Annotated in this window: 21 protein-coding genes and 1 pseudogene; 13 read left to right on the top strand and 9 right to left on the bottom strand. The window is 69.6% G+C overall.

What is annotated here, in order from left to right; genetic code table 11:
- Positions 1-319: 319 nt before the first annotated feature.
- Both HUA75_RS13740 and HUA75_RS13745 read left to right on the top strand, forming a co-directional pair.
- Positions 320-3,139: a DUF4105 domain-containing protein gene (locus HUA75_RS13740; protein WP_141643667.1), complete on the top strand. Its 2,820-nt coding sequence runs from the start codon at positions 320-322 to the stop codon at positions 3,137-3,139.
- A gap of 702 nt (positions 3,140-3,841) precedes the next feature.
- Positions 3,842-4,384, top strand: a complete 543-nt coding sequence (locus HUA75_RS13745; RefSeq protein WP_174486661.1) for a hypothetical protein — start codon at positions 3,842-3,844, stop codon at positions 4,382-4,384.
- Between the two features lie 152 nt (positions 4,385-4,536).
- Here the strand turns inward: HUA75_RS13745 and HUA75_RS13750 are convergent.
- Positions 4,537-4,983, bottom strand: a pseudogene (locus HUA75_RS13750) (dienelactone hydrolase family protein); the annotation flags it as partial.
- Here HUA75_RS13750 and HUA75_RS13755 point away from each other — a divergent pair.
- Positions 4,967-5,497: a GreA/GreB family elongation factor gene (locus HUA75_RS13755; RefSeq protein ID WP_174453990.1), complete on the top strand. Its 531-nt coding sequence runs from the start codon at positions 4,967-4,969 to the stop codon at positions 5,495-5,497. The pseudogene HUA75_RS13750 and the gene HUA75_RS13755 sit on opposite strands and share 17 nt — an antisense overlap.
- 9 nt (positions 5,498-5,506) lie before the next feature.
- The gene (locus tag HUA75_RS13760) at positions 5,507-6,412 is read left to right on the top strand and encodes an MBL fold metallo-hydrolase (protein WP_141643648.1); all 906 of its coding nucleotides are present in this window, start codon (positions 5,507-5,509) and stop codon (positions 6,410-6,412) included.
- On the opposite strand, the gene HUA75_RS13765 is transcribed toward HUA75_RS13760, so the two are convergent.
- Positions 6,413-7,129, bottom strand: a complete 717-nt coding sequence (locus tag HUA75_RS13765) for a class I SAM-dependent methyltransferase (RefSeq protein WP_141643666.1) — start codon at positions 7,127-7,129, stop codon at positions 6,413-6,415.
- Between the two features lie 127 nt (positions 7,130-7,256).
- Here HUA75_RS13765 and HUA75_RS13770 point away from each other — a divergent pair, with 127 nt between their 5' ends.
- From HUA75_RS13770 to HUA75_RS13810, 9 genes are all read left to right on the top strand, one after another.
- A complete protein-coding gene (locus HUA75_RS13770) occupies positions 7,257-8,366 on the top strand; it encodes a vWA domain-containing protein (protein ID WP_174486662.1) in 1,110 nt (369 codons plus the stop codon).
- Complete coding sequence (locus HUA75_RS13775) at positions 8,363-9,817, top strand: choice-of-anchor D domain-containing protein (RefSeq protein ID WP_174486663.1); 1,455 nt, start codon at positions 8,363-8,365, stop codon at positions 9,815-9,817. The genes HUA75_RS13770 and HUA75_RS13775 overlap by 4 nt, the downstream gene beginning before the upstream one ends.
- A 713-nt stretch (positions 9,818-10,530) precedes the next feature.
- A complete protein-coding gene (locus tag HUA75_RS13780) occupies positions 10,531-11,280 on the top strand; it encodes a hypothetical protein (RefSeq protein WP_174486664.1) in 750 nt (249 codons plus the stop codon).
- Entirely contained in the window at positions 11,277-14,609 is a 3,333-nt protein-coding gene (locus HUA75_RS13785; protein WP_174486665.1) for an IPT/TIG domain-containing protein, read from the top strand. The genes HUA75_RS13780 and HUA75_RS13785 overlap by 4 nt, the downstream gene beginning before the upstream one ends.
- On the top strand, positions 14,606-15,754 hold the full coding sequence (locus HUA75_RS13790; RefSeq protein ID WP_174486666.1) for a hypothetical protein: 1,149 nt from the start codon (positions 14,606-14,608) through the stop codon (positions 15,752-15,754). Before HUA75_RS13785 ends, HUA75_RS13790 begins: the two co-directional genes overlap by 4 nt.
- Positions 15,755-15,888: 134 nt before the next feature.
- Positions 15,889-16,413, top strand: a complete 525-nt coding sequence (locus HUA75_RS13795) for a hypothetical protein (RefSeq protein ID WP_174486667.1) — start codon at positions 15,889-15,891, stop codon at positions 16,411-16,413.
- 123 nt (positions 16,414-16,536) lie between these two features.
- Positions 16,537-17,262 carry an SDR family oxidoreductase gene (locus HUA75_RS13800; protein WP_174486668.1) on the top strand — a complete coding sequence of 242 codons (726 nt, stop codon included), beginning with the start codon at positions 16,537-16,539 and terminating at the stop codon, positions 17,260-17,262.
- Positions 17,259-18,104, top strand: a complete 846-nt coding sequence (locus HUA75_RS13805; RefSeq protein WP_141643642.1) for a dihydroneopterin aldolase — start codon at positions 17,259-17,261, stop codon at positions 18,102-18,104. Before HUA75_RS13800 ends, HUA75_RS13805 begins: the two co-directional genes overlap by 4 nt.
- A gap of 89 nt (positions 18,105-18,193) precedes the next feature.
- Positions 18,194-18,943, top strand: a complete 750-nt coding sequence (locus tag HUA75_RS13810) for a queuosine precursor transporter (protein ID WP_141643641.1) — start codon at positions 18,194-18,196, stop codon at positions 18,941-18,943.
- A 15-nt stretch (positions 18,944-18,958) separates the two neighbouring features.
- On the opposite strand, the gene HUA75_RS13815 is transcribed toward HUA75_RS13810, so the two are convergent.
- From HUA75_RS13815 to HUA75_RS13845, 7 genes are all read right to left on the bottom strand, one after another.
- The gene (locus tag HUA75_RS13815; RefSeq protein WP_174486669.1) at positions 18,959-20,275 is read right to left on the bottom strand and encodes a hypothetical protein; all 1,317 of its coding nucleotides are present in this window, start codon (positions 20,273-20,275) and stop codon (positions 18,959-18,961) included.
- A gap of 95 nt (positions 20,276-20,370) precedes the next feature.
- Entirely contained in the window at positions 20,371-21,159 is a 789-nt protein-coding gene (locus HUA75_RS13820; RefSeq protein WP_371746107.1) for an ATP-grasp domain-containing protein, read from the bottom strand.
- Positions 21,156-22,067, bottom strand: coding sequence for an alpha/beta fold hydrolase (locus tag HUA75_RS13825; RefSeq protein ID WP_141643639.1), 912 nt, complete (start codon positions 22,065-22,067; stop codon positions 21,156-21,158). Before HUA75_RS13825 ends, HUA75_RS13820 begins: the two co-directional genes overlap by 4 nt.
- Positions 22,067-23,188 (bottom strand): alpha/beta fold hydrolase, encoded by a 1,122-nt coding sequence (locus HUA75_RS13830; RefSeq protein WP_174486670.1) that lies wholly within the window; start codon positions 23,186-23,188, stop codon positions 22,067-22,069. The genes HUA75_RS13825 and HUA75_RS13830 overlap by 1 nt, the downstream gene beginning before the upstream one ends.
- Positions 23,189-23,190: 2 nt before the next feature.
- A complete protein-coding gene (locus HUA75_RS13835; RefSeq protein ID WP_141643637.1) occupies positions 23,191-23,595 on the bottom strand; it encodes a hypothetical protein in 405 nt (134 codons plus the stop codon).
- Between the two features lie 111 nt (positions 23,596-23,706).
- Positions 23,707-24,741, bottom strand: a complete 1,035-nt coding sequence (locus HUA75_RS13840; RefSeq protein ID WP_174486671.1) for a M23 family metallopeptidase — start codon at positions 24,739-24,741, stop codon at positions 23,707-23,709.
- 154 nt (positions 24,742-24,895) lie between these two features.
- Positions 24,896-25,645 carry an SDR family NAD(P)-dependent oxidoreductase gene (locus tag HUA75_RS13845; RefSeq protein WP_174454002.1) on the bottom strand — a complete coding sequence of 250 codons (750 nt, stop codon included), beginning with the start codon at positions 25,643-25,645 and terminating at the stop codon, positions 24,896-24,898.
- Positions 25,646-25,978: the final 333 nt, after the last annotated feature.

Raw genomic sequence — 25,978 nt, forward strand, 5'->3', positions numbered from 1 at the left:
GCTGCTGAGTTTCGCGCTCACGCTGCCCGCGTGGGCGGAGCCCGGCGGCGCGCAAGTGACGGAGCCGGCCGAGCCTCCATCGCGAAGTGCGGCGATGGAGGACGAAGTGTCGCCGCGAGATAGCGCGCGAGTGACGGAGCAGGCCGAGTCTCCATCGCGAAGTGCGGCGATGGAGGACGAAGTGTCGCCGCGAGATGGCACCCGAGTGACGGAGCCGGCCGAGCCTCTATCGCGAAGTGTGGCGCTGGAGGACGAAATGCCGCCGCGAGATGGCGCCCAAGTGACGGAGCAGGCCGAGCCTCCATCGCGAAGTGCGGCGATGGAGGACGAAGCGTCGCCACGAGATGGCGCGCGAGTGACGGAGCAGGCCGGGCTTCCATCGCGAGGCGGGACGACGGAGGACACACGTCCCCTGAAGGAACGCGTGTCCGCGCTGGAGCGAGCAGGCGTCCTGTTGCGAGGTGCCGCAGCGAGCGACGAGACCCTGGTGCGCGAGGTGGAAGCAGGCCTGAGCGCCTTGCCGCCCGCGATGCGCCGCTTTCCAGGAGGCCCGCTGGAGTTCGTCCTTCATCCCGAACCCGCTCCACTGGGGCTGGGTGATGGCACGGCGGCACGCCCGGACTGGTCCGAGGAGCGCGCCCGCTTCCACCTCTACCAGTACGCACTGTCCTCAGAGCGTCGTGCGACGTTGCGACTGTCACGACTGACGGATGAGGAGTCGGCGCGGCTGTGGCGCCGCCGCGCCGTGGTGCATGCGGTGGTGCAGCGCTGGGACGACGCCTACCAGTGGAGCCGGACCGTGAACTGGCGCCGCCTGTCGGGCTGGATGAAGCCCTTCGAGCGCCCGTTGGTCTGGAAGGAGGAAGCGCGCCTGCACTACGCCGGAGCCTTCAGTCGCGCACTCGGACAGAAGAGCGCATCGCAGGACCTGGTGACGTTCGCGGAAGAATACTTCGTCCCAGTGGAGTCCCTGCGCGAGGACGCGCTGTCCGTGGACGAGCAGGTGCGCTGTCAGGAGTTCTCCAAGTCGCGCGCGCTGACGGAGCTGGTGGAGGCCACGGGGCTCGGAGCGCCGCGCTCACGCGGGGACTGTCCGGCCTTCGACGCCTGGGCGGAGCTCGACCTCCTGTCCCACGTCGAGGTCCTCCTGGTGGCGGCCACGGGACGGCAGCCCGAGTCCCTCTTCGGCCACCTGCTGCTGCGCCCCGTCTGGAACGAGGGCGCCCAGGTGCGAGGCCCCTCCTTCGAGCGCGTCGTGCAGCTCGTGGCGCTCACGGGACTGGAGCCCCGAGGTCTGGGCTACGTGGTGAAGGGGATGACGGGCAGCTACGACACCGTCTTCCTCACCGGGACGATGGGCGACCTCACCCACGAGTCGCTGGAGCTGGAGCAACGCACCATCCGCCGCTTCCGACTGCGCCTCACTCGCGGCGAGGAGGCGCGGATGCTGGAGCGCATCTGGGAGCTCGAGCGGCGCGGGTACATGGGCTACTACTTCTTCACCGACAACTGCGCGAGCGCGCTCCTCTTCCTCCTCAACGGAGTCCTGGAGCACGGGCGACAGGTGAGTCCCCCCGGAGCGCTGTGGGTGCTGCCCACGGCCACGTTGGACGCGCTGGCGAAGCTGGAGGTGCTGGGCAAGCAAGGCCCCGCGGGCCCGCTGCTGGAGCTGATTCCGGACGCCTTCGAGTCCACCGGAGACCGCGCCGTGCGCGCGGACGCGATACGAAGAGAGACCCTGGAGTCCCTCACGGGCCTGGTGGACACCTCCGCGCTGACGCGGCTGCTGCGCCTTCACGCCCGTCTTCAATCTCCCGAGCCCGACACGAGACGCGAGGCCTATGGAGAGCTGCCGGAGACGGTGAGCGGGGTGCTCGCCTCCGCATCGCCAAAGGCCCGAGCCTCCGTGCGAGAGACGCTGCATGCCTATGTGGCCCACGCGGTGCGGGTGGAGCGCGCGGCGTTGGACCGGCTGGAAGGAGAGCGGCTGCGAATCGAGCGCCAGCGGTTGCTCGCGGTGAAGACACCCCTGAAGGGCTCCGCGGAGGCGGGAATCCGCGAGCGTCAGCGGGTCTTCGAGCGAGAGGACGCGCTGCAGCGGAAGCTGGCGGTGCTGGACCGGACGGCGCTGTTCCAGGAAGCCCTGGCCAGGGCGCCGCGCCGCCCGCCGACGCCCAAGGAGCTGAAGGTCCTCGTCCGCGCGGAGCGCACCGAGGCCGCCTTCGTCCGGGCCACCGAGGCACAGGGCGAGCTGAATGACGGCGTGCTGGCGGAGGTCGACGCGGTGGCCTTCCTGGGGGCGGACCGTCGTCGCAAGGTGGAGGCCGAGAAACGCTGGGCGGCCTCGGCGCTGCGGGAGTCCGGCGCGGCGCGCACGGTGGTGAGCGTGGGCATGGACTTCCCCGACGTGGGCGCGGCGCGTCCCGTGGTGAGCGTGCGCACCGCGGGGATGGCGGAGGCGTTGGGGGACTCGCGCCTGCATGGCTTCCAGTCGAGCAGCGAGCTGCGGGTCCTGGATGGTGAGCTGTCGCTGGAGCCGCGCTGGGGCCCTCCGCGCGTGGTGTCCACGGACATGACGCTGGTGGGCTACCGCACGTTGCAGCGCGAGCTGCCCCAGTTCCGCGAGTCCGCATGGGACTCGCTCGGGTGGGGCGCGGAGGCGCGCGTGGCCTCGGACGCGGCGCGAGCGCTGCCCTACCGGGCCACCGTGCAGGCGGAGGCGCTGGTGGTGGTGGACGCGGGCGCGCGCTTCTCGCGCTTCACGGCGGTGGGCGTGGGAGGACTCGCGCGGATGCACTGGAGCGAGCACGCCCTGACGCCCGCGGCGGGGCCTCGCCTGTCGCTGACACACCGCACGGGCCTGCCGGGCTCGGGGGCCAACGCGGTGCGCCTGGAAGCGGCCTATGCCCCCACCTGGCGCATGGGCGACGCCCGCCTCACGCACGAGGCGGGGGCCTGGCTCCAGGTGGAGTGGTGGCTGGGGCGCGCGGGGCCCTTCGGGGTGCTGCTCACTCCTCGCGCACAGGTTCGTTGGGAGGGTTCACTCGCTCCACAATCACTTCGCGAGTCACGGTCTCCGTCGTCGTGGTGGTCCGGTACGATGGACCGTCGGCTGGCACTGGGGTTGGAGCTGCGTTGAAGTCCTCGGTCAACAGCGGGCGACAGTAGGGGCCCGTGGCGGCGCCGATGAACGTGCCGATGACGTAGAGTGCCGTCCATCCCCAGAACCCCAGCCCGCCGAAGATGCGCAGCTGGGTGGGGCCGGCGAGGAAGGAGAAGAGCGCGATGAACACTGGCAGCGCGATGGAGCTGACGAGCGCCGCGCCGAGCGCGCGCTTCATGGTCCGCGCGTGGAACCCGCCGAACGCGCCACCAATCAGGCCGTTGAAGAGCGGCACGAAGAAGACGACGAAGCTGGTGATGAGCATCGTCGCCACGCTGACGACGAACCGGTTGTGCTTGAAGCGGATCTCCTCGGACTTCATCCCGATGCCCGCTGGAAGCTCCGAGTACCTGAGCTCGCGGTGCACATCCCGCGCATAGGGGGGAGGGTTGGTGGTTCTATCGGAGCGAATCATCTCGACCATGGCTTTCGAGCCTCCCAAGGGGCAGGTGTGGCGCTCCCGCCGTCCCTCAGGTGTGGGGTCGGCGACGGACATGTGGAAGGGCTGCTGCCCCCATCGGTGAGCGGGCCGCCCTGCGGCCCCCTGGTTCATCCCAGGGGCAAGCCGGGGAAAACGGGCCAGGCAAACCCAAGGGGGCGGGCGTGGGGCTTGGCGGCTCGCCGTCTGCGGCTATGCTGCCGCGCCCGTTAGTCCCCTCACGTCCGTACGGAATTCCCATGAGCCTCCGCCGAGCCCTGCTGACCGTCGTCCTGACCTCCACCTCGCTGCTGACCGCCTGTGCCCTGCGGCCGACCTACAAGGAGCTGATTGCTCCTCCGAGCGCCGCTGGCGTCGCCCCCGGGCAGATTGTGGCGCTGCGCGTGGTGGATGGCTCCGGCAAGCCCGTGGAGGGGGCCCGGGTACGCGCGGGCGAGGGCCGCACGCGCCTGAACGTCCTCAGCGACGCGGATGGTCTGGTGAAGCTGGAGGCGAACGAGGCGCTGCTGAAGGAGAACCCGCTGGTGGAGGTGGTGCTGCCCAAGGGCGTGAAGGAGTACCGCCTGCAGCTCGCGCCCTCGGGTGAGGCGCCCGCCGCTCCCGTGGAGACCGCGCCCCAGGCTCCCGCCGCGCCGGAGCAGGCTCCCGCGACGGAGACCCCCTCAACGGAGACCCCGGCCACGGAGACCCCCGCGTCCGGCACGCCGGCCACCACCCCGGAGGCGGCGCCCAGCCCCGTGCAGCAGCCGTCCGGGACGCCCGCGCCCACGCCCGGCACCTGAGCCGAGCGTCGTCCGTCCTCCGCGCGAGACTCAGCCGAGCTTCGCGTGGAGGAAGTCCACGGTGCGCTTCCACGCCTGGCGCGCGTTCTGTTCTGCACTGGCGCGCGGATGCGCGTGACGTCCACGGTCTCCGGAGGAATCCCGTAGAAGGGGGCCACGGCGTCGAGCCCCGGGTCATTGACTCCCGCCAGCAGCGTCAGCGCGCCTCCCATGCAGAAGCCCAGGACGGCGACCTTGGTGCCCGGCCCGCCGCGCTCGCGAAGCGCATCCGTGGCGGCGCGCAGCTCCTCGCCGGCCTTGCCCCAGTCCAGTTGCGCCAACAGCCTGTCCGCCTCCGCCGCGTCCTTTGTCGTGCGGCCGTGGTACAGGTCCACCGCGAACACGGTGAAGCCCTCCTTCGCGAGTCGGTCGGCGATGCCTTGGATGTGCGCGTTCAGGCCCCACCACGAGAGCCAGCCAGTTCCTGGCCCTGCTTGCCAGTCAGCCTTGCCTGCCCTTCCATGCGCGCACCCCTTGAGTGATGGAGGAAGCGGCGTAGCTTGATCTCGGGGCCTTGAAGTGCCTCGGCTCGTGGAGGCGGGAATGTCGAAGGCGTTCACGAAGGAAGACTCGGGTGGGGATGAGGCGCTGGTGCCGCCGCGCCCGAGGTCCGCTTCGGGAGACAAGCGCTACATCACACCCGAGGGCTACCGCGCGCTGCAGGACGAACTGGCGTCCATGCAGGGCCCGGACACGGGTGCGCAAGGGCTGACGCCGCTGGAGGCCGGAGTGCGGCGTCAGGAGCGAGAGAGAAGAGCGCGTCACCTCGCGGCGACGTTGGAGGAAGTGCGGGTGGTGGAGCCGGACGCGGCGCAGGCGGGACGTGTCTTCTTCGGCGCCTGGGTGGAGCTGGAGGACGAAGAGGGCGAGCGGGTGCGTTACCGCATCGTCGGCCTGGATGAAGCGGACGTGAAGGCCGGGAGGCTCAGCGTGGAGTCGCCGCTGGCCAGGGCGCTGCTGGGCAAGGAAGTGGGGGAGTCCGTGCAGGTGGAGCGACCCCGAGGCGCGGTGGAGTACACGGTGGTCGCGGTGGACTATGGTGCCTCTCCGTTTCCCGCACCCCTGTCCTTGTGAGTCCCCGACATGCGAAGCCTCCTGGCGGTCCTGGTCGCGATTCCTTCGCTGGCCCTGGCGCAGTTGAAGGATGTGGAGAAGGTCTCCGTGACGAGCAGTCCCGTCGCGGGCAACGTGCACATGTTGGTGGGCGCGGGCGGCAACATCGGCGTCTCGGTGGGACCGGATGGCCTGCTCATCGTCGATGACCAGTTCGAGCCCCTGGCGCCCAAGATTCACAAGGCCCTGGACAAGCTGAGCAAGGCGAAGATCGCCTATGTGCTGAACACGCACTGGCACGGCGACCACACGGGCGGCAACGCCGTCTTCGGCCGCGAGGGCCGCATCGTGGCGCATCGCGAGGTGCGCACGCGGCTGGTGGTCGGGCAGGACAGGGGGGACCGCGGAGTCGTCCCTCCGGCGAAGAAGGAGGCGCTGCCGGTCATCACCTACGACACGGGCATGTCGCTGTACTTCAACGGCGAGGAGATTCGCCTGACGCACCTGCCGGCGGGCCACACGGACGGCGACACGCTGGTGCACTTCGTGGGCTCCAACGTGATGCACACGGGTGACCAGTTCTTCGTGGACGCCTTCCCGTTCATCGACGTGAACAGCGGCGGCTCGGTGGAAGGGTACGTGCGCAACGTGGAGAAGCTGCTCCAGACGCTCCCGGCGGACGTGAAAATCATTCCGGGCCACGGGCCGCTGACGGACCGCGCGGGCCTGGAGCGTTTCGTGGCGGCGCTGCGCGAGTCGGTGACCCTGGTGCGCACCCGGCGCGAGGCCGGCAAGACGCTGGAGCAGGTGAAGGCGGAGGGCGTGCCGGAGCACCTCAAGTCCTTCGGCGAGGGCTACATCAAGACGGACGTGTGGCTGGAGACGGTGTACCGCGGCCTGGAGAAGGGCGCGGCGAAGGCGACGGACAGCAAGTAGTCAGCGCTTCGTCGCGATGACGGTGGCCAGGGGCGTGAAGGGCTCGGGGAGGATGCTGTCGCGCACCTCGACGGTGAACCCCTGGGCCTCCAGCAGTGCCCTGGCGCGAGGCACCAGGAACGTCAGGTAGTACATGACGAAGGGTGGCTTCCAGAGGGCGTTGCGCACGCGCATGGCGGCGTTGAAGCCTCGGGCCACCCAGTAGCCTGGACGCAGCATCGACGGTGGATGCCCGGTGACGAAGAGGAACCGGCCACCGGGACGCAGGGCGCGATGGAGGCCTTGCAGCAGGCGCGGCTCGTCCGACTCGAGGATGTGACCGAAGGCGCCGAAGCAGGTGACGACGTCGAACTCGGCGTCGAAGGTCATCTCCAGCGCGTCACCCCGGACGAACTGGAAGGCGGCGGTGCCTGGAGCGCCGGAGAGGCGGCGGTCGGCTTCCTCGAGCATGCCCTGGCTCAGGTCGATGCCGACGACGCGCTCCCGGGCGAGCGGCCGCAGGTGGCGCATGGCGGCGCCGGTGCCACAGCACACGTCCAGGGCGGTGTCGACGGAGCCGGCAGGGCCCAGGGCGTCGATGGCGGCCTGGATCACGGGGTCTGGCGTGCGGAAGGGTGTGTAGTCGAACTTGGGGGCGAGCAGGTCGTAGCCGTGTTCGACGGAGGTCATGGCCTGCTCGGCCAGCTCGAGGAGGGTGGGCCCTTGGCGGTGGAACATGGTGAGGTTGGGTGTACCGCACCCGGGGCCGCGCCAGGACTGCTTCTGGCTGTCCATGTGCGCCATGAACGCTCGGCGGGACGGCCTGCTCGATTCCCGAGGAGCGGTGGTAATAGGCTGCTCGCTCATGCGCCGTGCAGCCGCCGTCGCCTTCCTGGCGCTCCTGGTCGTCGACTGTCGGGACGAGCGGCTCGTGCCCTCGCTTCCCGCCGGCTATCACGTCGACACGTACGCGCAGCGCCCTGCCCCCGCGGTGGATGTCCTGTGGGTGGTGGACGATTCGGCCTCCATGGCACCGCGTCAGGAGTCGCTCGCGCGCAACTTCCAGGCCTTCGTCTCGCTGTTCCGCGAGGGGCGCGTCGACTACCGGATGGGCGTGGCGACGACGGACACCTTCACACGGCCGGGGGCCCTGGTGGGCACGCCGCGAATCCTGAGGCCGGACACACCTGAGCTGGAGCAGGCCTTCGCGAACAGCGTGCGCGTGGGGACGCAGGGAAGTGCATACGAGGCGGGCCTGGAGGCCGCGAACCTCGTGTTGGAGCAGGTGGCTCGGGAGAACGCACCGGTGCTGGAGGCCCGCGCGGCCTGTGTGGCGCGCTGCTCCACACAACCCTGCCGCGACGGTTGCGCGCTGGAGCACGCCGTGGACTTCCTGCGTCCGGGAGCGTGGCTCTATCTGGCCTTCGTGACGGACGAGGACGACCGCTCGCCGCATGACGTGCGCATGTATTGGCGCGCGTTCGAGCAGGCGAAGGGGCTGGGAAATGACGGGACGGTGGTGGCCTCCGCCATCATCGGGGACGTGCCCGCGAATGGCTGTGGCGCGGAGCCGGGGACTCGGTACGCGGAGCTGGTGACGCTGATGGGTGGGGAGCTGGGGAGCATCTGTGACCAGGACTTCGCGCGAGCGCTCCGCACGCTGGCGACGAGCGCGGTGGGCTTGCGGCGCACGTTCGCGCTGGAGCGTGTCCCTCGTGTGGACTCGTTGCGGGTCCGCGTGCGGTATCCCTGTGGCGCGACGCAGGACGCGCTGAGCGCTTGTGACGCCGTGGACCGAGAGGCGTGCGCGGGTCAACCAGGCGAAGCGCTGGATGCCGTCTGCACGCCCAGGGCCGGAGCCGTGGATGGCTGGGTGTACCAGCCCGAGCGAAGGACGGTGTTCTTCGCGGGGGACTCGGTGCCCGGGCTCGGGTCAAGGGTGGAGCTGGAGTACGTGGAAGAGGACGCGTCGTGAGGACGTGGGCGGCTCGCGGAGGGCGGTGGCTCGTCGTGGGCTGCTTGCTGACGGGAGGCTGCGGGAAGGATGCGCCTTCGCTGCCGGTGGTGCCTCGCTGGGTGGCGCCCGAATCCACGCTCGACTTCGGAGAGGTGCCCGCGTTGAACGAGCGCACGGTGTCCCTTCCGCTGGTGAACGCGGGGCGTGCGCCGCTGCGAGTGGTGGGTGTCTCGGTGCGGGATGCGGACAGTCCGTTCCGAGTCATCTCCGCGCCAGTGGAAGTCGCCGCGCAGGCGGAGGCCCCCGTGCTGCTGGCCTTCATCCCTCCGCGCGAATCTCCGTACACGGCGACATTGGAGCTGCACACGGATGACCCGAACCGTCCGTCGCTCGACGTGTCCTTGAGAGGAGAGGGGCGTACCTCGGCGAGTCTGGAGTTGGACGCGGAGCGGCTCGAGTTTGGACGCGTCTCGGAAGGTGCCGCCGTGGTGCGTTCCTTCAAGGTGCGCTCGCGGGGCAACGCGCCGCTGGTGCTCGAATCACTGACCCTTGTCGGTGACTCGATACCGTCGGCCTTTCAGCTCGTGGGCTCCACGAAGACCCCGGCGGTCCTGGATGTGTCGAGCGAGGTGGAGCTGTCGGTCCGCTATGCGGTGCCCCTGGGAGCGGCCTCCGAGGAGGTGAGCGGAGGACTCCTGCTGCGGACCACGGACCCGGACCACCGCGAGGCGCGAGTGGCGCTGCACGGCGGGGTGAATCTGGCGCCGGTGCCTGTCATGGGGGCGCTGGGGGACAGCGTACCGGGAGGCGAAGTGGTGCTGGACGCAACGGCCTCGACGGACGCGGATGGGGATGGGCCGCTCACGTACGAATGGGTGCTGCGGGAGCGACCGGTGGGTGCGCGGGCTCAGGTGATGGAGGCGGGGGCGGCCCGCACGGTGTTGCGGTTGGACCCGGTGGTGCCGGGGGCGTACGTGGTGGAACTCGCGGTGACGGATGCCGCCGGCGCTCGAAGTCCGCGGCCCGCGAGCGCGCGGGTCCTGGCGGTGCCCGCGCAGCGACTGTTGGTGGACGTGTCGTGGGACCACGCGGAGACGGACCTGGACCTGCATGTGTCGCGGGGCGTGGACGGGGTGCCGGGCTCCGTGGACGACTGTCACTACGCGAATCCGCGTCCGGACTGGGGTGCGCCCGGCCTCGCGGAGGACCCGGAGTTGTTGAGAGACCGGCTGACGGGCTACGGCCCGGAGGTGTTCGGTTACGAGAACCCAGTGGCGGGGACCTACCGTGTGGCGGTGGTGCTGGCGCGCGCGAATGGAGCGGTGGACCCGCGCAGCGGGGCGACAGTGCGTGTGTATGACCGGGGCGTGTTGAAGGGCGAGTTCCGTCGCATCCTGGCGAGTCAGGGTGAGGTGTGGACGGTGGCGGACGTGCGGTGGCCCTCGGGCGTGGTCACGGAGGTGCCGTGACGATGCGGTGGTGGCTCCTCGTGGTGGCGTGCTGCGTGTTCGCCTGTTCCTCCAAGGAGACAGTGCCACCCGTGCCGGATGCGGGGCCGAGCCCGACGTCGTGTGCGCGACGCGAGGACTGCGAGGGAGGACAGGTCTGCACGCTCGCGGGTGTCTGTGGTGCATGTGAGTCGAGCGGCCAGTGTCGGCTCAAGGAACGCTGTGACGATGAGGCGCGGGCCTGTGTGCTTCGTGAGGGCTGGGGCACGGACTGCGAGACGAACGAGGCGTGTGCATTCGGGCTGTGGTGCCGACAGGGACTCTGTCTCGCGAGGACGCAGGTGGTGCTTTGTCCCTCGGGAGCGAGGGGCGAGTGTCCTACCGGGCAACGCTGCAATGGGTCCACGCTCGTCTGCGAGGAGGACCTGGGATGTGTCGAGGACGCGGACTGTGGTGCCGAGGAGCGCTGCAACGCGGGGCTGCATGCCTGTGTGGCCCGTTGCACCGAGGCCACCTCGTGCGGGGAAGGGGAGCACTGCACGGAGGGGCTTTGCGTCCAGTGTGACGTGGACACGGACTGCGCGGTGGGCTTCGTGTGTGACGCGGCGGGACGGTGTTCATCTACACCGCGTTGCTATTCGGACCGGGACTGCGACGTGCCTCGGGTGTGTCATCTGGCGAGCGGGGCGTGCCTGCCGCGTCCTCCGCCGTGTGGCTCGGATGATGACTGCGCGATGGACCAGCGTTGCGACCTCGGCACGGGAACCTGTGAGCCCCGGGCCTGTCAGCCGGATGCGCTGGAGCCCAACGACACGGTGTCCACGGCGTTCCGCGTGAGCGCGAGTCGCTACGTGAAGTTGACGCTGTGCCCGGATGACGTGGACCACTACTCGCTCACCTTGGAGCGAGGGGACCAGCTCGGCGTAAATGTGGACGCGGAGGTGTTCGCGGAGTCGGTGTTCTCCACGACCCTTGAAGACGCGAGGGGTCGGGTGCTGGCGACGGGACGATTCCGCATGTCGCACGTCGTGGCGGAGCGAGGCACGTATACGGTGCGCATCGCCTCTCGTGACACACTGCCGCGAGCGTATGACATCGGCTTCTTCCTCTCGCGAGGCACGCCCTGTGATGACGATGTCCACGAGCCCAACGACACCGTCGATACGGCCACGGACCTGCCGGAGCGCCTGTCGCTGGAGGGGATGGTCTGCCCGGGAGAGCAGGACCATGTTCGATTCACCGTGCCCGCGGCCCAAGGTGTGAAGGTGTCGCTGTCGGGCTACGCGGCGGACCGTGGCTTGCTGCGCCTGTGTCTCTTGGGAGAGAGCGGAGGCGTGGAACTGGGCTGCTCGCAAGACGCGGAGGGCGCCATTGTGTCGCTGCCGGCTCCGACCGTGGCGGGCCAGCGGCTCACCGCGAGAGTGGTGGGCGATGACGCGCGAACGACGAATGGCTACACGCTCCAGGTGGAGTGGCTCCCATGAGGAGTTCCTCCTGGCCTGGTCGCCGCATGGCGGTGCCGACGGCGAACAACCACCTGCCTTCGGGCTCGCGGGAATCACGCACGCCAATCCCGGATGGCTTCGCGATGAGGGCTCCGGCCCGAGCGGGCAACTGCTCCTTCATCGTGCATGACACCCTGGTGCGTATGGGCTTGTGGCTCGCTGCCAGGAGCGGCCACTTCTGGCCCGGTTGCACGAATCGTGTCGATGTCGAGCGACCTCTGCGCGGGTTCGTACTGGGTCTGTTGGTCCTTGTCCTCGCGGCCTGCGGAGGCTCGTCCCGACCACCGGGTGACCTGCCGGACGCGGGTTCACGTGATGCGGGTGCGGAGGACGCAGGCCCCACGGACGCGGGGACTCAGGTCGATGCGGGGGCATCGGCCGCGCCCGTCATCCACTCGGCGCTGCCCACGCGGGGAGAGAGTGGGGGTGGAACCTGGGTGACGTTGAAGGGCCGTGGCTTCGTGGAAGGGGTGGCCGCGACGCCCTCGGAAGCCGCGCTGCGCACGGAGGTGCGGGTCGGCTCGCGCGCGGTTCGGGACTTCCAGCTCATCGATGACACCACGCTCGACCTGCGCACGCCTCCTGGCATCGAAGGTACGGCAGACGTCTCGGTGACGAACCCGAACGGGACGACGGTCTGCGCGGCGTGCTTCACGTACTTCGATGTCTTCGACTTCCGCGCTGTCTCTCCCGATACGGGAGCGCAAGGGGGCGGTAACACCGTGACGCTGGTGGGTGCGGGCTTCCCTTCGAGCACTGGGCTCCAGGTCCTCTTCGGAGGCACGGCGAGTCCCTCCGTCAAGCGCGTGTCCTCCTCGGCGCTTCGAGCCGTCGTTCCCCGGAGCAACACTGTCGGCCCCGTCGACGTGCGGGTGCAGGGGGCCGGCGTGGGTGACGTGCTGAGGCGTGCATACCGCTACGTCGAGGACACCCGCGTCACCGACATCGCTCCGCTCACGGGGACGACGTTCGGGGGCACATCCGTCGTCTTCACGGGGCAGGGCTTCGAGGGCACGACGGAGGTCTTCTTCGGAAACACGCCCGCTCCCTCCTTCCGCGTGGAGTCACCCACGCGCCTCGTGGTGACCTCGCCACCGCACATGGACATGGAAGCAGTCCCCGTGCGCATCGTCACCCCGCGAGGTGCCTGGACGGTGCGTCAGGGATTCACGTACGCGGACAGTCCGCAGGGCACCGTGTTCGGCGTGTTGGGAATCTTTCCACGCGTGGGGACGCGAGAGGACGGCACGGTGACGCTGACAGGACTGGCGTTCGACTTTCCGGACATCTCCGTCACTTTCGATGAAACGCCCGTCCAGATTGTCGCGGCGACCCGGTTCACGCTCACGGTCCGCGTTCCCCCGCGAGGCACGCTTTCGCGCACGGTCCCCGTGACGGTCAGCGCGGCCTCGCTGCGCAGTCACCTCCCAGGGGGCTACACCTATCGGCTCGCGCTCACGCGGGTGACGCCTGGAACGGGCCCCTCGGGAGGAGGAAGTCAGGTCCTCCTCGAAGGAGACGCACTGCCTCCGGATGCCATGGTGCGAGTCGGCGCGCTCCTCTCTCCAGATGTGACGGTGCTGGGAACGACTGAACTCCGCCTCATCACGCCGCCAGGTGGCGCGGGAGCGCACGCGCTCCATGTCTCCTCCGCGAGCGACCCGGAGAACGAAGCCCTGCTCCAGAACGCCTTCACCTACGAGCCCGCGCTCGTGCTCTCCCAGGTGGAGCCCGCGCGCGGTGCCATCGCGGGAGGCTCGCGAGTGACGGTGCGAGGGACCGGCTTTGTCGAAGGCATCCGCATCACCTTTGGTGGAGAGCCCGCGAGCGACGTGCACGTGGTGGACGCCCACATCCTCACCTGTCGAACTCCCGTGTCGCGGAGCCAGGGGCCCGTGGAGGTGGCCGTCATCCAGGGAGCCGTGCGCTCGGCGCTCTCCGAGGCCTTCACCTACTTCGACCCGCGAGGCCCTGGAGGTCTCTCGGGTGCGCTGCTCACGGGAACGTTGAATGTCACGGTGCTCGACACTTCCTCGGGGACCTACGGGCAGCCCGTCGTGGGCGCGAAGGTCCTGCTCGGCACGGGCTCGACGGCACTCCTCCAGGGTGAGACGGATGCACGCGGACAGTTGACGCTGTCCGACTCGCGGATGGTGGGCGCGCAGAGCGTCACCGTCTTCAAGGCGGGCCACGACGTGGTGACGGTGGCGGGTATCCGCTCGGAGAACCTGACGGTGTACCTGCGCCGTCTCGACAGCGAAGGCAACCCGGGCAATCCACCTGTGCCCGCGAGTGCTCGAATCACGGGCCGGGTGCGAGGCTTCAAGCCGCCCAGGCCGCTCCAGCCTGGAGAGGTGTTGGAGGCTCGCGTCTTCGTGGCGCAGTTGAGCCCTGCGTCGGGCCCTCCTTTCGCGGGGCCCGGAGACCGTCGCGCGGAGACGTGGCGGATTCGCGAAGAGGGTGGCGCCTACGTCGTGCAGGCGCAGCCCGGTTTGCGCGCGGTGTACGCGGTGCTCGGCGTGCTGAAGGACGAGGTCGACTTCGTGCCCTACCTGCTCGGCGTGCGTCGCGGCATCGCGGCCTCGGGCACGCGGGTGTCCGAAGGACAGGACGTCGTGTTCGACGTGCATCTGGACGTCGCCGCGCCCCTCTCCCTGGCGGGGCCCGTCATCATCGCGGGCGAGGAAGCCCTGCATCAGGTCTACGCGTGGCTGGACCTGGGTGCGGAGGGGCTGGTTCCGCATCCGCACAACTGGGGCACGGGCTCGCGCTTCTTCTCCTCTGTCGAAGGGCCCGGTCCGCTGCTCACGTTCCCCCAGCTTCCTCGAGTGGACGGGGCGAGCCTTCTCTTCCTCGACCTGCTTCGAGGCACCACGGCCTATCCCCAGAGCGTGCTGTATCACCGTCAGCCAGGAGCCCTGGAGGCGGGCGTGACGCTCCCGCCGATACTCCCGCTCCCTGTCTTCACCGAGCCCGCGCGGGATGCCCGCTTCACGGGAGCGGTGGCCTGGACTCCATCGTCCTCCGGTGCCACCCCGGACGTGCAGGTCCTCACCCTGATGGCGCCTGGTACGACAGGTGGCATCCGCTGGACCGCCGTGCTTCCGGGCGGCGAGACGCGGGTGACGCTCCCGGAGACCGCGTTGCAGGCGTTGCGCGCGGAGCTGCCCGAAGGCGCGCGACTTCGCGCGGACCTCTCCCTCGCGCGAGTCCCTCGCTTCGAGTATTCGCAGTGGACCTACGACACGCTGTCCACCGCGACCTGGACGGCCTACGTCCTGGGGCGCTCGGAGGTCTTCGACCCGTGATGCGCCGCTGGCTTCCCCTCGCCGTGCCGCTGCTGCTCCTCCTCGCCGCCTGTCGCGGTGACGCTCCCGTGGGCGATGAGGGCTGTCGCGTGGACTCGGACTGCGGCACGCCGTCGGAGGCGTATCGGTGTGACACGGAGACGTCGGCCTGTCGGTGTCGCACGGACGGCGCCTGTGCGCCGGGAGAGCTGTGCAACGAAGCGGGCTTCTGCCAGGACCGTGCGGGCTGCGAGTCGAACGCGGACTGCGGAGAGGACTCCCTCTTCTGCGACACCAGCACCGGCACCTGCCTGACGCGCGGCCGTTGCGCCACGGACCTGCACTGCGCGCTGGGCGAAGTCTGTGACCTCGCGCGGACCACGTGCGTGGCGGGCTGTCGGACATCCGGAGATTGCGCGGGCACGGCCTGCCGCTGCGACGACGCGCCGTGTCTCTGCGACGCCACCACGCCAGAAGGGCGCGCCGCCTGTGCCCTGGGTGTCTGCGACGCGAGCTTCTGCGCGGACGCGCGAGACTGTGCCTTCGGTGAGTCCTGCGGCACGCCGTCGGGCGCGGAAGCGGGGACATGTTTCAGCGACTTCGACCCGGTGAGACGTCCCTACTGCGCCAACTGCACCTACGGCGGTGGCCTCCAGGTCTGTGGTCGCGGCGCGAACTTCTGTCTGCGCGAGACAGCGAGCCCGGGGACTGCCTTCTGCGGCGCGGACTGCTCGGAGGGGCAGGGCTGCCCTCATGGCTACCAGTGCTCGGACGTGGTGGTGGTCGCCAGTCGTGCGCGCTGTCGCTCGGATGCGCAGTGCGCGCCGTCGCCCTCGTTGCCGTGCCGCGAGGACTCGCACTGTGGACGCGGCGGGCGTTGCGTGAAGTCGGACGGACAGCCCGAGGGCGCGTGCGCGGGACGTTGCTCGATTGCGGAGGGGGACGTGGAGGGCTTCTGCTCATGCCAGCAGGACACCGACTGCGTGCAGGATGCTTGCAGCCAGGGCACGTGCACGGTGAGTCGTCGCTCGTGCGTGGGTGACGCGGACTGCCGGCCCATCCGCTGCGTGGACCATGAAGGCGCGGGAGGCTGTTTCGTGGGGCGCAACTGCGCTCCCGAGGAGGGCCTCACCTGCGCGGAGGTCGCACCTCGCTTCGCCCGGTAAGTCCCTGGTTCCACAGGGGTTTGAGTGTCTTGCCTACATCTGCGCTCGATGTCCGCGAGGAAGGGCGGTGCCTGATGGTGAATGTTCCGGAGGGTGCCCCGTCAGAAGTAGCAACACGACGGAGGACGGACACCATGGCTTTCAAGACTGCTCTCACCACCCTGGCTCTCGGCACCCTGTTCCTTGGTTCCTCGACGGCGCTGGCGGAGGACGGCAGTGTGCGCGACTGGGCGACTCAGCAGGCCCGCCGCGGCGATGACCGAAACCATGACCGGGACAACGACCGCGACGACAACCGGGGCCACCAGGACCGGGACAACCGCCGGGGCCACCACCCGGACCGCTATGAGGCCCATATCCACACGGGCGGCTGCCACCACGCTCCGGCGCCCCGTCCTCCTTCCCAGGCTCGCGGCCGCTACGAGATGCAGACGGTGAATCGCTGGGTCGAGGGCCGCTACGAGAAGGTGTGGGTGCCCGAGGTGTGCGAGGAGCGTCGTGGCCGTCGGCACCGCGTCTCCCGCTGCTCGGGTGGCTTCTATGAGAACCGGTGGGTGGAAGGCCGTTACGTGCAGACCGCCGAGTGGGTCTGGGTGTCCTACGAGCGCGGCAATGGCTGGAGCTCGAACCGCACGCACCCGGCCAGCTACTACCCGTAGTTCTCGCTGAGAAAAAACAGGGGGTCGAGGGGCGGTGCCGGATACGGGGGTATCCAGCATCGCCCTTCGTGTTTTCAGGTCCCCGGTGCCTTTCCCCGTGCGGCCTGTTAGTCAGTGCGCCGCATGGGCACCGCCTTCATCACGGGAGCAGGCATCCGCGTCGGGAGCGCCGTGGCGAGGGCGCTGGCTCGCGCGGGTTATGACCTGGCGCTGCATGCGAACCGCTCCATGGACTCGCTGGCCTCGCTGGCGGACGAGCTCCGGGCACAGGGACGCCGCGTCACCCTTCATGCCGCCGACCTGAGTCAGCCCGACGCGGTCGACGCCCTGGCCGCGAGCGTCCGCGAGGCCTGGCCCGCGTTGGACGTGGTGGTCCACAACGCCGGCCTCTACGAGCGGATCGACTTCGCGGACATCTCGCGTGAGCAGTACCGCACCATGCTCGCCGTCAACCTGGACGCGCCCTTCTTCCTCACCCAGGCGCTCTTGCCCGCGCTGCGCGCGGGGAGGGACCCGCTGGTGGTGCACGTCGGAGACATCGCCGGTGAGCGTCCGGAGAGCCACTTCGCGCACTACTCGGTGAGCAAGGCGGGCCTGTTGATGCTGACGCGCGCGCTGGCGGTAGAGCTGGCGCCGCACGTGCGCGTCAATGCCGTATCACCCGGCGTGGCCGCGTTCCCGGAGAGCTTCGACGCCGCCGCGCGCGAAGAGGTGTTGCGACACATTCCCATGGGACGCGAGGGCAGCGTGGAGGACGTGGCTCGCACCATCGTCTTCCTCGCGCGCGAAGCGCCCTATGTCACCGGACAGGTCATCGCCGTCGACGGCGGCAGGAGCGCGAGACTATGAGCGCGGAGCTGGCTTTCCATCCTCCCGTGGTCAATGACAGCAAGGGCCGTCCGCTGGACGTCATCGAGCTGCGCGGACTCACGGTGGACTGCATCGTGGGCGTGTACAACCGCGAGCGCGTCTCGGCGCAGCCGCTCCGGCTGGACGTGGCGCTCTTCCTGGACACGCGCAACGCGGCGACGGGCGGCCGGCTGGCGCACACGGTGAACTATGGGCGGCTGGCCGGAGAGCTGCGCTTCCTGCTGGAGGCATGTCGCTTCGAGTTGCTGGAGTCCGCCGTAGAGGCGGTGAGTCGCTACCTGCTCGCCACCCCCACCGCGGACGTGCCGCGCGCGCAGGTCCACGCCGCCACCGTACGTGTCATCAAGCCCCTGGCCCTGGGCGGCCTCGCGGTGCCCTCGCTCCAGGTGCATCGCACGGCGGAGGAGATGAGCTATGCGTCGGAGGAGCGGTCCTTCGGTCGCCTGGACGTCATCCACGAGGGCGCGGGATACGGCGTGTATCGCCTGCGTGTGAAGCCCGGTGGCACCGTCCCCGCCAGCTCGAATCCAGGCATGGAGGAGAGCGAGCTGGTGCTGGGGCAGGGCCTGATGTCGCAGGGGCACCCCGTCGAGCGGGGCATGGCCTTCCACTGGCCCCGGGGCTTTCCGCGTCGCTACGACAACCCCTCCGCGCAGGAGCAGACGGTGCTGAGTGTGTATCGGCCCCGCTTCCTGGAGCCGGAGCCACAGGCGGTGGAGCCGCGTGCTCCCGCGTCGGCGCTCCTGTCCATCACCGGCACGTCCTATTACCCCCATGACGAGCCCGCGGCGCCCGGTGTGTCCGCGGACAAGCAGCCTTGAGGACGGGGACGCACTCTCGGTGAGGGGACTGTTTCCGAGGACGCGAGACACGGTATGACGCGACTTCGGAGCCCAGAGGAAACAACGGCATGAACCTCGACAGGCGGATGCAGCTCTTCGTGGTGCTGGCGGCGGTGTTCGTCACGTCGCTGGTGGTGGGAGACCTCATCGGCGTGAAGCTGTTCGAGGTCAACCTGGGCTTCGTGGTGGCAGTCATGTCCATTGGCATGCTGCCGTTCCCGGTGACGTTCCTGCTCACCGACATCCTCAACGAGTTCTACGGCAAGAAGGCCGCCCGCTTCGTCACGTGGGTGGGCTTCAGCATGGCCATCTTCGCCTTCACGGTGATTGCCATCGCGGTGGAGGTGCCCTTCGCTCCGCTGACGCGCGCACCGGATTTCACGGGGACGGTGGAGGGCTCGTTCAACAACGTCTTCAGTGGCTCGCAGCGCATCCTGCTGGCGTCGATGATCGCCTATCTGGTGGGCCAGTTCTGCGACATCTCCATCTTCAACCTGCTCAAGCGCGTCACGAACAACAAGATGCTGTGGCTGCGCGCGACGGGCTCCACGCTGGTCTCCCAGCTCATCGACACGACGGTGGTCCAGTTCGTCGCGTGGACGGGCGTGCTGCCCACCGCGGTCATCTTCAACATCATCGCCACGTCGTACGTCGTGAAGCTGCTCGTCGCGGTGAGCCTGACGCCCTTCATCTACCTGGGGCATGCCCTGGTGGAGCGCAAGCTGGGCATCAAGCCCGTGGTGCTGGGCGCGGACGGTGAGCCGCTCCCCGAGCCCGTGGCGGAGGTGGCCGTCCCCGCTGAGACGCGCGCCGCCTGAGGGGCGACGCGGGCCTCACGGCACCAGGCGTTGAAGGAAGACGTCCGTGTCGTCGGAGGTGAAGGACTCCTCGCCGCCCAGCGCGCGAGTGCCGGAGAACGTGCCCGTACCCAGGATGTCTCCGCCCGACAGGAAGGTGAGGTCTCGCAGGTGGAGGCTCTCGTCACATGGCTGGGTGACATAGGGCGCCTGCCACGACAGCTCACCCAGGGGTGACAGCCGCGCCAGCTCCGAGCCGCAGCCATGCTTCCAGAGCACCGCCGCGCCTCCCTCCTCATCCGCCGCCAGTCGCGCGCCACGGGCTTCCCCTGGCGACGGGCTGGTCAGCGCATGTCCCCACAGCGGACGTCCCGCCGCATCGGCCGCGAGCACGAAGGCGGCGCGAGCGCAGCCCTCCGCGACACAGGACGGCATGAGCACGGCGCCTCCCCAGTGGAGCGTGCCCTGGAAGTCGCCCGTGAGTCGCAGCCCGCCATCGGCCGCGAAAATCACCTGCGTGAAGGAGGGTGCGTCCGGTCCCACCTCCAGCTCCCAGTACACCTCACCGACGGGCGACAGCCGCGCGATGAACCCGATGCTCTCGAAAGGGGCCAGCGGGCGCTGCCCCGCGAGCACCGCGCCGCCATCCGAGTCCAGCGCCACGACGGACGCGGAGGCCAGCGCGGGCATCTCCTGGGACCAGCGCGCCGTGCCTCGGGTGTCGTAGCGCGTCACCAGCCGGCCGTGCGCCACCACGACTTCCCCTTCGATGTCCGCTGTCAGCGCCTTCACGGTGCCCGTCGCGCGAGCCCACAGCGGCGTGCCGTCCGAGGCCAGCTTCGCCACGAAGTGGCTGTCGGTGATGAGCGTCTCACCGAGGCGCAGCCGGCCCTCCAGCTTGCCAGCGACGAAGAGCTCTCCCCCGGAGGAGACGGCGAGGAACTGCGCGTGGGCCTGGGCCGCTCCGCTCTCGGACGGCTCGGGCATGAAGCTCCGCATCCAGAGCACCTGTCCCGCGCCATCATGGTGGGCGAGGGTGAGGGCCGTGCCGCCGCCATCCGTCGAGGACGCGTCCGGTGTGCCCGTCGCGCCGTGGGTGGTGCCCAGCAGCACGCTGCCGCCCAGGCCGTCCGAGGCCACGGCCACCGCGTCCTGTCGCCCCAGGGTTCGCGAGTGAACGGTCCACCGCGCATCCCCCGGCTCCAGCGTCGGAGGCTTGGGGGGTTGTGGCGTGGAGCCTGGGTCTTCTTCCTCGGGGAGAGGGGCCTCCGTGGACGCGCCGCTCCCACCACAGCCGAGTGCTGTCCACACGCTCAGCACCAGCCCCGCAGTGCCTGCCCGCCACCGTCCCATGTTCATTCTCCGCGAGTCCGCTCACCCTCCGGCCGGAGGCGAAGCTGGGGTGTGGTGCTCCCGGAGGCAAGGCCCGCGTCGGACACTGAACGTTGTCAGGTGCTTCGCGGCGGTGGCTGAGCGAGTCCCGTCAGCTCACACCAGCGGGCGACGGTCAGCGCGGTGTAGTGCTCCGGCTCCAGTCCATACGCGCCCAGCGAGAAGCCGTCATTCCACTCCACCAGCGCTGTTTCACCGGTGGACAGCACGCCGAAGTCGACGGAGTAGCCCGCGGTCGCTTCCCCGGAGGACTCCAGGAGGCGGAGCGCTTCGTGGACTCGCGCCTCGTCGAGGGGCACCGTTGCGTCTCCCGCATAGTGACGCGTGCCCACGGGCCTTCCGTGCACGATGAAGACGCGGTACTCGCTCAGCCACCGCACCACCTCCGAGCAGATGAGCGGCGTGCCCTGTGACGCCCGCTCCAGGAAGAGGAGGTCGCTGGCGCTCTGGAAGACCTGGCCCGTGAAACGTTTCCTGCGTCCCTGGGGCTTGGCGAACACGGGCGGACTCGCGACGTCGTGCAGGTGCGAGGTGAGCTGTCGCACGGTGCTCGTCCAGAGTCGGCGGTGGAGGAAGGGCGTGAGGCTGGGCGGGTAGTCGTTCGTTGGAGGTGGCTCGATGCCCAACTGCTTCAGCGCGCCCAGCACCGTGGGCACGTAGCCCGCGACCAGCGTGTCCGACGTCAGCGGGAGTTGGCGCCGCTCCAGGCGCTTGGCGGTGAAGCACTCGGTGGGGATGCCCTTCGCGCGCAAGCCCTCCAGGAGCAGCCGCATCTCCGGCTCCATCCGCCCGTGCGCCTCCTCCTCGATGAAGGCCCGAGAGGGCCACCGCCCCTCCTGGCTCACGAGCCCCGCCGTGCCAGCGGAGCGAGGATGTCGCGCCAGTGCGAGTAGAGGGAGAAGTGTCCGCCTCCGGAGAGGAAGTGGGGCACGGTGCGCGGGATTCGCGAGGCGAGATAGCGCCCCATCTGCGGCGGGACGATGCTGTCGCCGTCCCAGTACCAGAGGTCCATCTCTCCTCGAATCTCCTCCAGCGCGAAGTCCCAGGGCGACGCCAGGATGTGGGCCTCGCGGCGCATGCCCGCCACGCCTCGGCGCGTGGCTTCGCGTCGCCAGCCCTGCACCTGCGCGGCGATGTGCGGGTCCGACAGCACGAGCCGGTCATCCTCCGACGCATGCGCCAGCAGCGCCGCCAGGGCTCGCTCTGGATTCGAGCGCACCTGCCTGTCATGCATCGCCATCAGCGGATGCAGCAGCCACTCTGGCCACGCGGCCATGGCGTAGGCGTTGCGGTAGTCGCGGTTGACGCCCTCCATGCCACCGGGCCGCTTCAGCGGCGAGGCGCCGGAGACGATGGCGGAGCGGATGATTCGTTCGCCCAGTCGCCACACGGAGGCGGCGACATAGGGGCCGCCCGCGGATACACCGAAGAGGGAGAAGCGGCCTATCTTGAGGGCGTTGGCGAGCTGCTCGAGGTCGTCCGGGAAGTCCAGCAGCGTGCGGTCGGACTGGTAGTCGGACAGCCCATAGCCGGGCCGGTCCGGGGTGATGAGGCGCACGCCGAGGCCATGGGTGAGCCGGTCATCCGGATGCCGCATGTAGCGCGAGCCCGGGTTGCCGTGGACGAAGAACACCGGGACTCCGTCCAGGTCTCCCGACTCCACGTACGCGAGCCGCCGTCCATCCTTCAGCCGAAGCACGCCCTCACGGACCTGCACGCCCGAGCCCGAGGTGGTTTCCGAGACGGAGTGCATCAGGGCTCCATTGCTTGTGAGCGCGTGGCAATCCACTCGGAGATGGAGGGCCAGACATGGGTGGGGCCCTTGCTGGAGGCGGACAGCCCGATGTGGCCCACCGGATAGCGCCGCGTCTGGGCGTCCTTCGTGCCCACCAGGTCGACGAGCGGCTCGCTCATGGCGGGAAAGGCGATGGTGTCGTGCTCGGCGATGACGTTGAGCACGGAGGCCTGGATGCGTCCCAGGTCCACGGCCTCTCCGCCGACCTTCATGCGTCCCTGGTGGAAGAGGTTCTGCTGGTAGCAGTCCTTGATGTACTGGCGATACACCTCACCGGGGAAGGGCACGGGGTCCGAGCCCCAGCGCTCCATGGCGAGGAACGTGCTGACGAAGTCCGGGTCGTCGATGCGGCGGCACACCTCCAGCCAGCGCGTGAGGCGCTGCACGGGCGCCACCATGAGGAAGCCGCTCTCCAGCACGGGCGTGGGCACGTTGCCGTAGGCATCCACGAGCGAGTCCACGTCGAAGTGATTGGCGGCGGTCCACAGCGTGTAGACACCGCCCTTGCTGAAGTCCACGGGCGTGGCCTGCGCGACGAGGTTGCGCACGCCCTCGGGATGCAGCGACGTGTAGGCCAGCGCGAGCGTGCCGCCCATGCAGTAGCCGTAGAGCGTGAGGTCCCGGCTCTTGCTGACCCGCAGCGTCCAGCGCACCGCCGCCTGGATGAGCCCTCCGAGCAGGTCCGACCAGGTGAGGCGCTCCTCGTCCTGTCCCGGCACGCCCCAGTCGATGGCGTACACGTCGAAGCCCTCCTGCGTGAGGTGCTCGATGAGGCTGCGGCCCGGCAGGAAGTCGAGGATGTACCAGCGATTGATGAGCGAGTAGACGAACAGGATGGGCGTGCGGTGGCGCCGACGGGGCGCCGCGTAGCGCAACAGCCGCATGCTGCCCCGCGTGTACACGACGGTGTGGGGCGTGGCGCTGATGGGCGGCTCGCGCACACCGGAGGCCCGCTCGATGAAGGGCTTGAGGTACGGGTAGGGATTGAAGGGACGGGCCTTGAGCGCGTGAGCGACAGCGCGCGTGAGCTCGAACTGGCCGGTGACGAAGGAGCGCAGCCGCTGGGTGGACGCGGTCATGTTCAGGCGCCGGGCTTGGTGGGAGGGCTGTCGGACTCCTGGCGATGGAGCAGGTCCACCACCACCTCGAGCTGGGAGCCGAGCGCCTCGACCTGGTCATTCACGCGGCGCAGCTGGTCGCGGAGGCTCTCCACCTCGGACGTCGTGGGCAGGCGCAGCGTGTGCAGCGCGCTCTCCACGAAGCTGTTGCGGCGGATGCGGGCGTTGAGGCCCTGGCGCAGCACGGTGCCGCTGGCGCGCAGGTAGGTGGGGCTCTCGGAGACGCGGGTGAGGACACGGGTGAGGCGCTGCTCGGCGCGGGTGAACACCTGGCCCGTTCGAGTCTCCGGATGGGTGAGGTGGCCCAGGAGCTTCAATCCCCGGGCGAGGAGTCCCCTGGGTGGAGGCGGGCGGTCCGAGTCGCTCATGCCCGCGACGTTAACCCAAGCCGTGCCGGGGACGCAGGGGACCCTGCCCAAAAAGTGAATGGTGGTTCATGTTTGAGGCAGGCGGGGAAGCACCGCGTCACGCGGTGCCCGCTACTTCGTGGAGGCGTAGCCCTCGAAGGTCCGGGGGATGCCCTTGTCCTCGTCCACGTTGTTGAAGGTGACGGGGATGCTGTCGCCGCCCTTCTCCACATCGAAGTGGATGTGGCCGGTGAGGCTGTTGCCCACGTTGCCCACCTCCGCGAGCTGCTGTCCCTGGCTCACCGTGTCGCCCACGCCCACCTTCGCGGTGCCCTTCGAGATGTGGAAGTAGCGGCCCACCGTGCCGTCGCCGTGTTCGACTTCGATGCGGTTGTTGGGCTTGTCGCCGCCGTTGCCGCTGTTCGTGTCCACCACGCGCGACACCGTGCCCGCGCGCGCCGCCAGCACCGGGGTGCCGCACTGTCGACGGAAGTCCCAGGCGTATTCCTCGTCGTCGTTGTGGTTCAGGTGGGAGTTGTTGCCCTGGATGACCCAGGAGCGGTCTCCCTCGGGGTAGGGCAGCCGGTAGGGCGAGCTCGCCGCGCTGGGGTACTCGCCGGAGTCGATGGAGCCGCGCAGCACCAGCCACGCGCCGAGCCAGAACACTCCGATGAGGCCGTAGACGACGGCGCCCGTGAGCACGATGTTGCGCACCCGGTGCAGCTCCACCTTCGCCGCGCGCCCCTCGAGCATGCCGCGCGCGATGTGCGGGAAGGCGAACCAGAAGGCGAAGGCGGCGATGCTGCCGACAATCCCGCCCCAGTGGTAGAGGTTCGCCAGGAACGTGGGGCCGCATGCGGCGAACGCTCCCGGCGCGAGCACGACGGCGGTGAAGAGCGACGCGATGGCCGCCGCCAGCAAGGTCCGGGACGTCCAGCGCAGGCTCTCGTCGACCTTGTCGTCGCTCCCCTTGGCCACCGGCAGCGTGAAGCGCAGCGCGTGGATGACCAGGGCGACGAAGGCGGCCCAGACGAGCAGGCCCAGCACCGAGGAGAGCACCATGGGCGTCTCTCCCGTCAGGCCCGCGAAGGACACCCCGAACATCACCAGCCCATACACGCCGAAGACCGCGAGGATGATGGACCAGGTCGTGCCGTAGCGCTTCATCGCGCTTCCCCCTGCCTCGCGAACATCGGCCCACCGGGACTCCGGCGGGGAGCGCGAGGCTTCTCCCTCCTTGGAGTTGCGGTGGGTCGGGGTGTGACGCCACCAGGCAGTGGAGCGGGCGGGCACCCCGTCGGGTGCCCACCGTGTGGCTCGCTCAGCCCTGTCGCTTCACCGCGAGCGGCCCGAAGGCCTGGGTCACCGGCATCAGTGACATGACGTTGATGTTCACGTGCGCCGGTCGCGACACCACCCAGTGCACCGCGTCCGCGATGTCCTCGGGCGTCAGCGGCTGCGTGTTGGCGTAGGGGGCCGCGGCCCGAGCGGCGTCGCCCTTGAACCGGATGTTGGAGAACTCCGTGCCGCCCACGAGCCCTGGCTCGATGTCCGTCACGCGCACGGCCGTGCCCAGCAGGTCCGCGCGCAGGTTGAGGCTGAACTGCTGCACGAAGGCCTTCGTCGCGCCGTACACGTTGCCACCCGGGTACGGATAGTCCGCCGCCACCGAGCCCATGTTGATGATGTGGCCCCGGTTGCGCGCCACCATGCCGGGCAGCACCGCGTGCGTGCAGTACATGAGCCCCTTCACGTTCGTGTCGACCATCACCTCCCAGTCGTCGAGGTGCGCCGACTGCGCCGCTTCCAACCCCAGCGCCAGCCCCGCGTTGTTGACCAGCACGTCCACCTCGGCGAAGTCCGCCGGCAGCGCTCCGAGCACCCGCGCCATCGCCTCGCGCTCCGTCACGTCGAGCGTCACCGGCAGCAGCCGCTCACCCAACTCCGCGCGCAGCTTCTCCAGCAGCTCCGTCCTCCGCCCGGTGGCGATGACCCGCGCACCCTCCTGGATGAAGCGGCGCGCGATGGCCAGGCCGAACCCGGCAGTGGCTCCCGTAACCAGCACGTTCATGGCGTTCCCTTTGGATGCGATGCCTCGCGCGCTAAATGGCACGAGGCCCCGGCCCGCGCACGGGGAAAGGCCCTCGCCGCGCGGTGCCCCCAGAGCCGACCCGACAGTCCACAGCTCGTCGGAGACGCCTTCTCGGCGCGCCCCCGTCCGCATGCTCCCGCTCGGAGCGACCTTCTCTCCGAGTGAAGTCCCGCCCACCCGCGTCGGGAATGAAACCGCCTTCATCCGCACACCTGTACAGGAAGCAGCACGAATGTTCGGGCCCGCGCGCATCAGCCTGACTTCTTCGCGCTCAACGTAACCGCCCGAAATCCCATTTCCTGCCTTCTTGCC

The sequence above is a fragment of the Myxococcus sp. CA040A genome (genome assembly GCF_013336725.1).
Lineage (GTDB): Bacteria > Myxococcota > Myxococcia > Myxococcales > Myxococcaceae > Myxococcus > Myxococcus llanfairpwllgwyngyllgogerychwyrndrobwllllantysiliogogogochensis.

Excerpts from the sequence above, each read along its gene's own strand:
- HUA75_RS13785 (WP_174486665.1), top strand. The coding sequence starts at position 11,277 with ATGAGGAGTTCCTCCTGGCCTGGTCGCCGCATGGCGGTGCCGACGGCG.
- HUA75_RS13805 (WP_141643642.1), top strand. The coding sequence starts at position 17,259 with ATGAGCGCGGAGCTGGCTTTCCATCCTCCCGTGGTCAATGACAGCAAG.
- HUA75_RS13765 (WP_141643666.1), bottom strand. The coding sequence starts at position 7,129 with ATGTTCCACCGCCAAGGGCCCACCCTCCTCGAGCTGGCCGAGCAGGCC.
- HUA75_RS13800 (WP_174486668.1), top strand. The coding sequence starts at position 16,537 with ATGGGCACCGCCTTCATCACGGGAGCAGGCATCCGCGTCGGGAGCGCC.
- HUA75_RS13745 (WP_174486661.1), top strand. The coding sequence starts at position 3,842 with ATGAGCCTCCGCCGAGCCCTGCTGACCGTCGTCCTGACCTCCACCTCG.
- HUA75_RS13825 (WP_141643639.1), bottom strand. The coding sequence starts at position 22,067 with ATGCACTCCGTCTCGGAAACCACCTCGGGCTCGGGCGTGCAGGTCCGT.
- HUA75_RS13740 (WP_141643667.1), top strand. The coding sequence starts at position 320 with ATGGAGGACGAAGCGTCGCCACGAGATGGCGCGCGAGTGACGGAGCAG.
- HUA75_RS13755 (WP_174453990.1), top strand. The coding sequence starts at position 4,967 with ATGTCGAAGGCGTTCACGAAGGAAGACTCGGGTGGGGATGAGGCGCTG.
- HUA75_RS13770 (WP_174486662.1), top strand. The coding sequence starts at position 7,257 with ATGCGCCGTGCAGCCGCCGTCGCCTTCCTGGCGCTCCTGGTCGTCGAC.
- HUA75_RS13795 (WP_174486667.1), top strand. The coding sequence starts at position 15,889 with ATGGCTTTCAAGACTGCTCTCACCACCCTGGCTCTCGGCACCCTGTTC.
- HUA75_RS13760 (WP_141643648.1), top strand. The coding sequence starts at position 5,507 with ATGCGAAGCCTCCTGGCGGTCCTGGTCGCGATTCCTTCGCTGGCCCTG.
- HUA75_RS13780 (WP_174486664.1), top strand. The coding sequence starts at position 10,531 with ATGGACCAGCGTTGCGACCTCGGCACGGGAACCTGTGAGCCCCGGGCC.
- HUA75_RS13835 (WP_141643637.1), bottom strand. The coding sequence starts at position 23,595 with ATGAGCGACTCGGACCGCCCGCCTCCACCCAGGGGACTCCTCGCCCGG.
- HUA75_RS13840 (WP_174486671.1), bottom strand. The coding sequence starts at position 24,741 with ATGAAGCGCTACGGCACGACCTGGTCCATCATCCTCGCGGTCTTCGGC.
- HUA75_RS13810 (WP_141643641.1), top strand. The coding sequence starts at position 18,194 with ATGAACCTCGACAGGCGGATGCAGCTCTTCGTGGTGCTGGCGGCGGTG.
- HUA75_RS13830 (WP_174486670.1), bottom strand. The coding sequence starts at position 23,188 with ATGACCGCGTCCACCCAGCGGCTGCGCTCCTTCGTCACCGGCCAGTTC.
- HUA75_RS13845 (WP_174454002.1), bottom strand. The coding sequence starts at position 25,645 with ATGAACGTGCTGGTTACGGGAGCCACTGCCGGGTTCGGCCTGGCCATC.
- HUA75_RS13815 (WP_174486669.1), bottom strand. The coding sequence starts at position 20,275 with ATGGGACGGTGGCGGGCAGGCACTGCGGGGCTGGTGCTGAGCGTGTGG.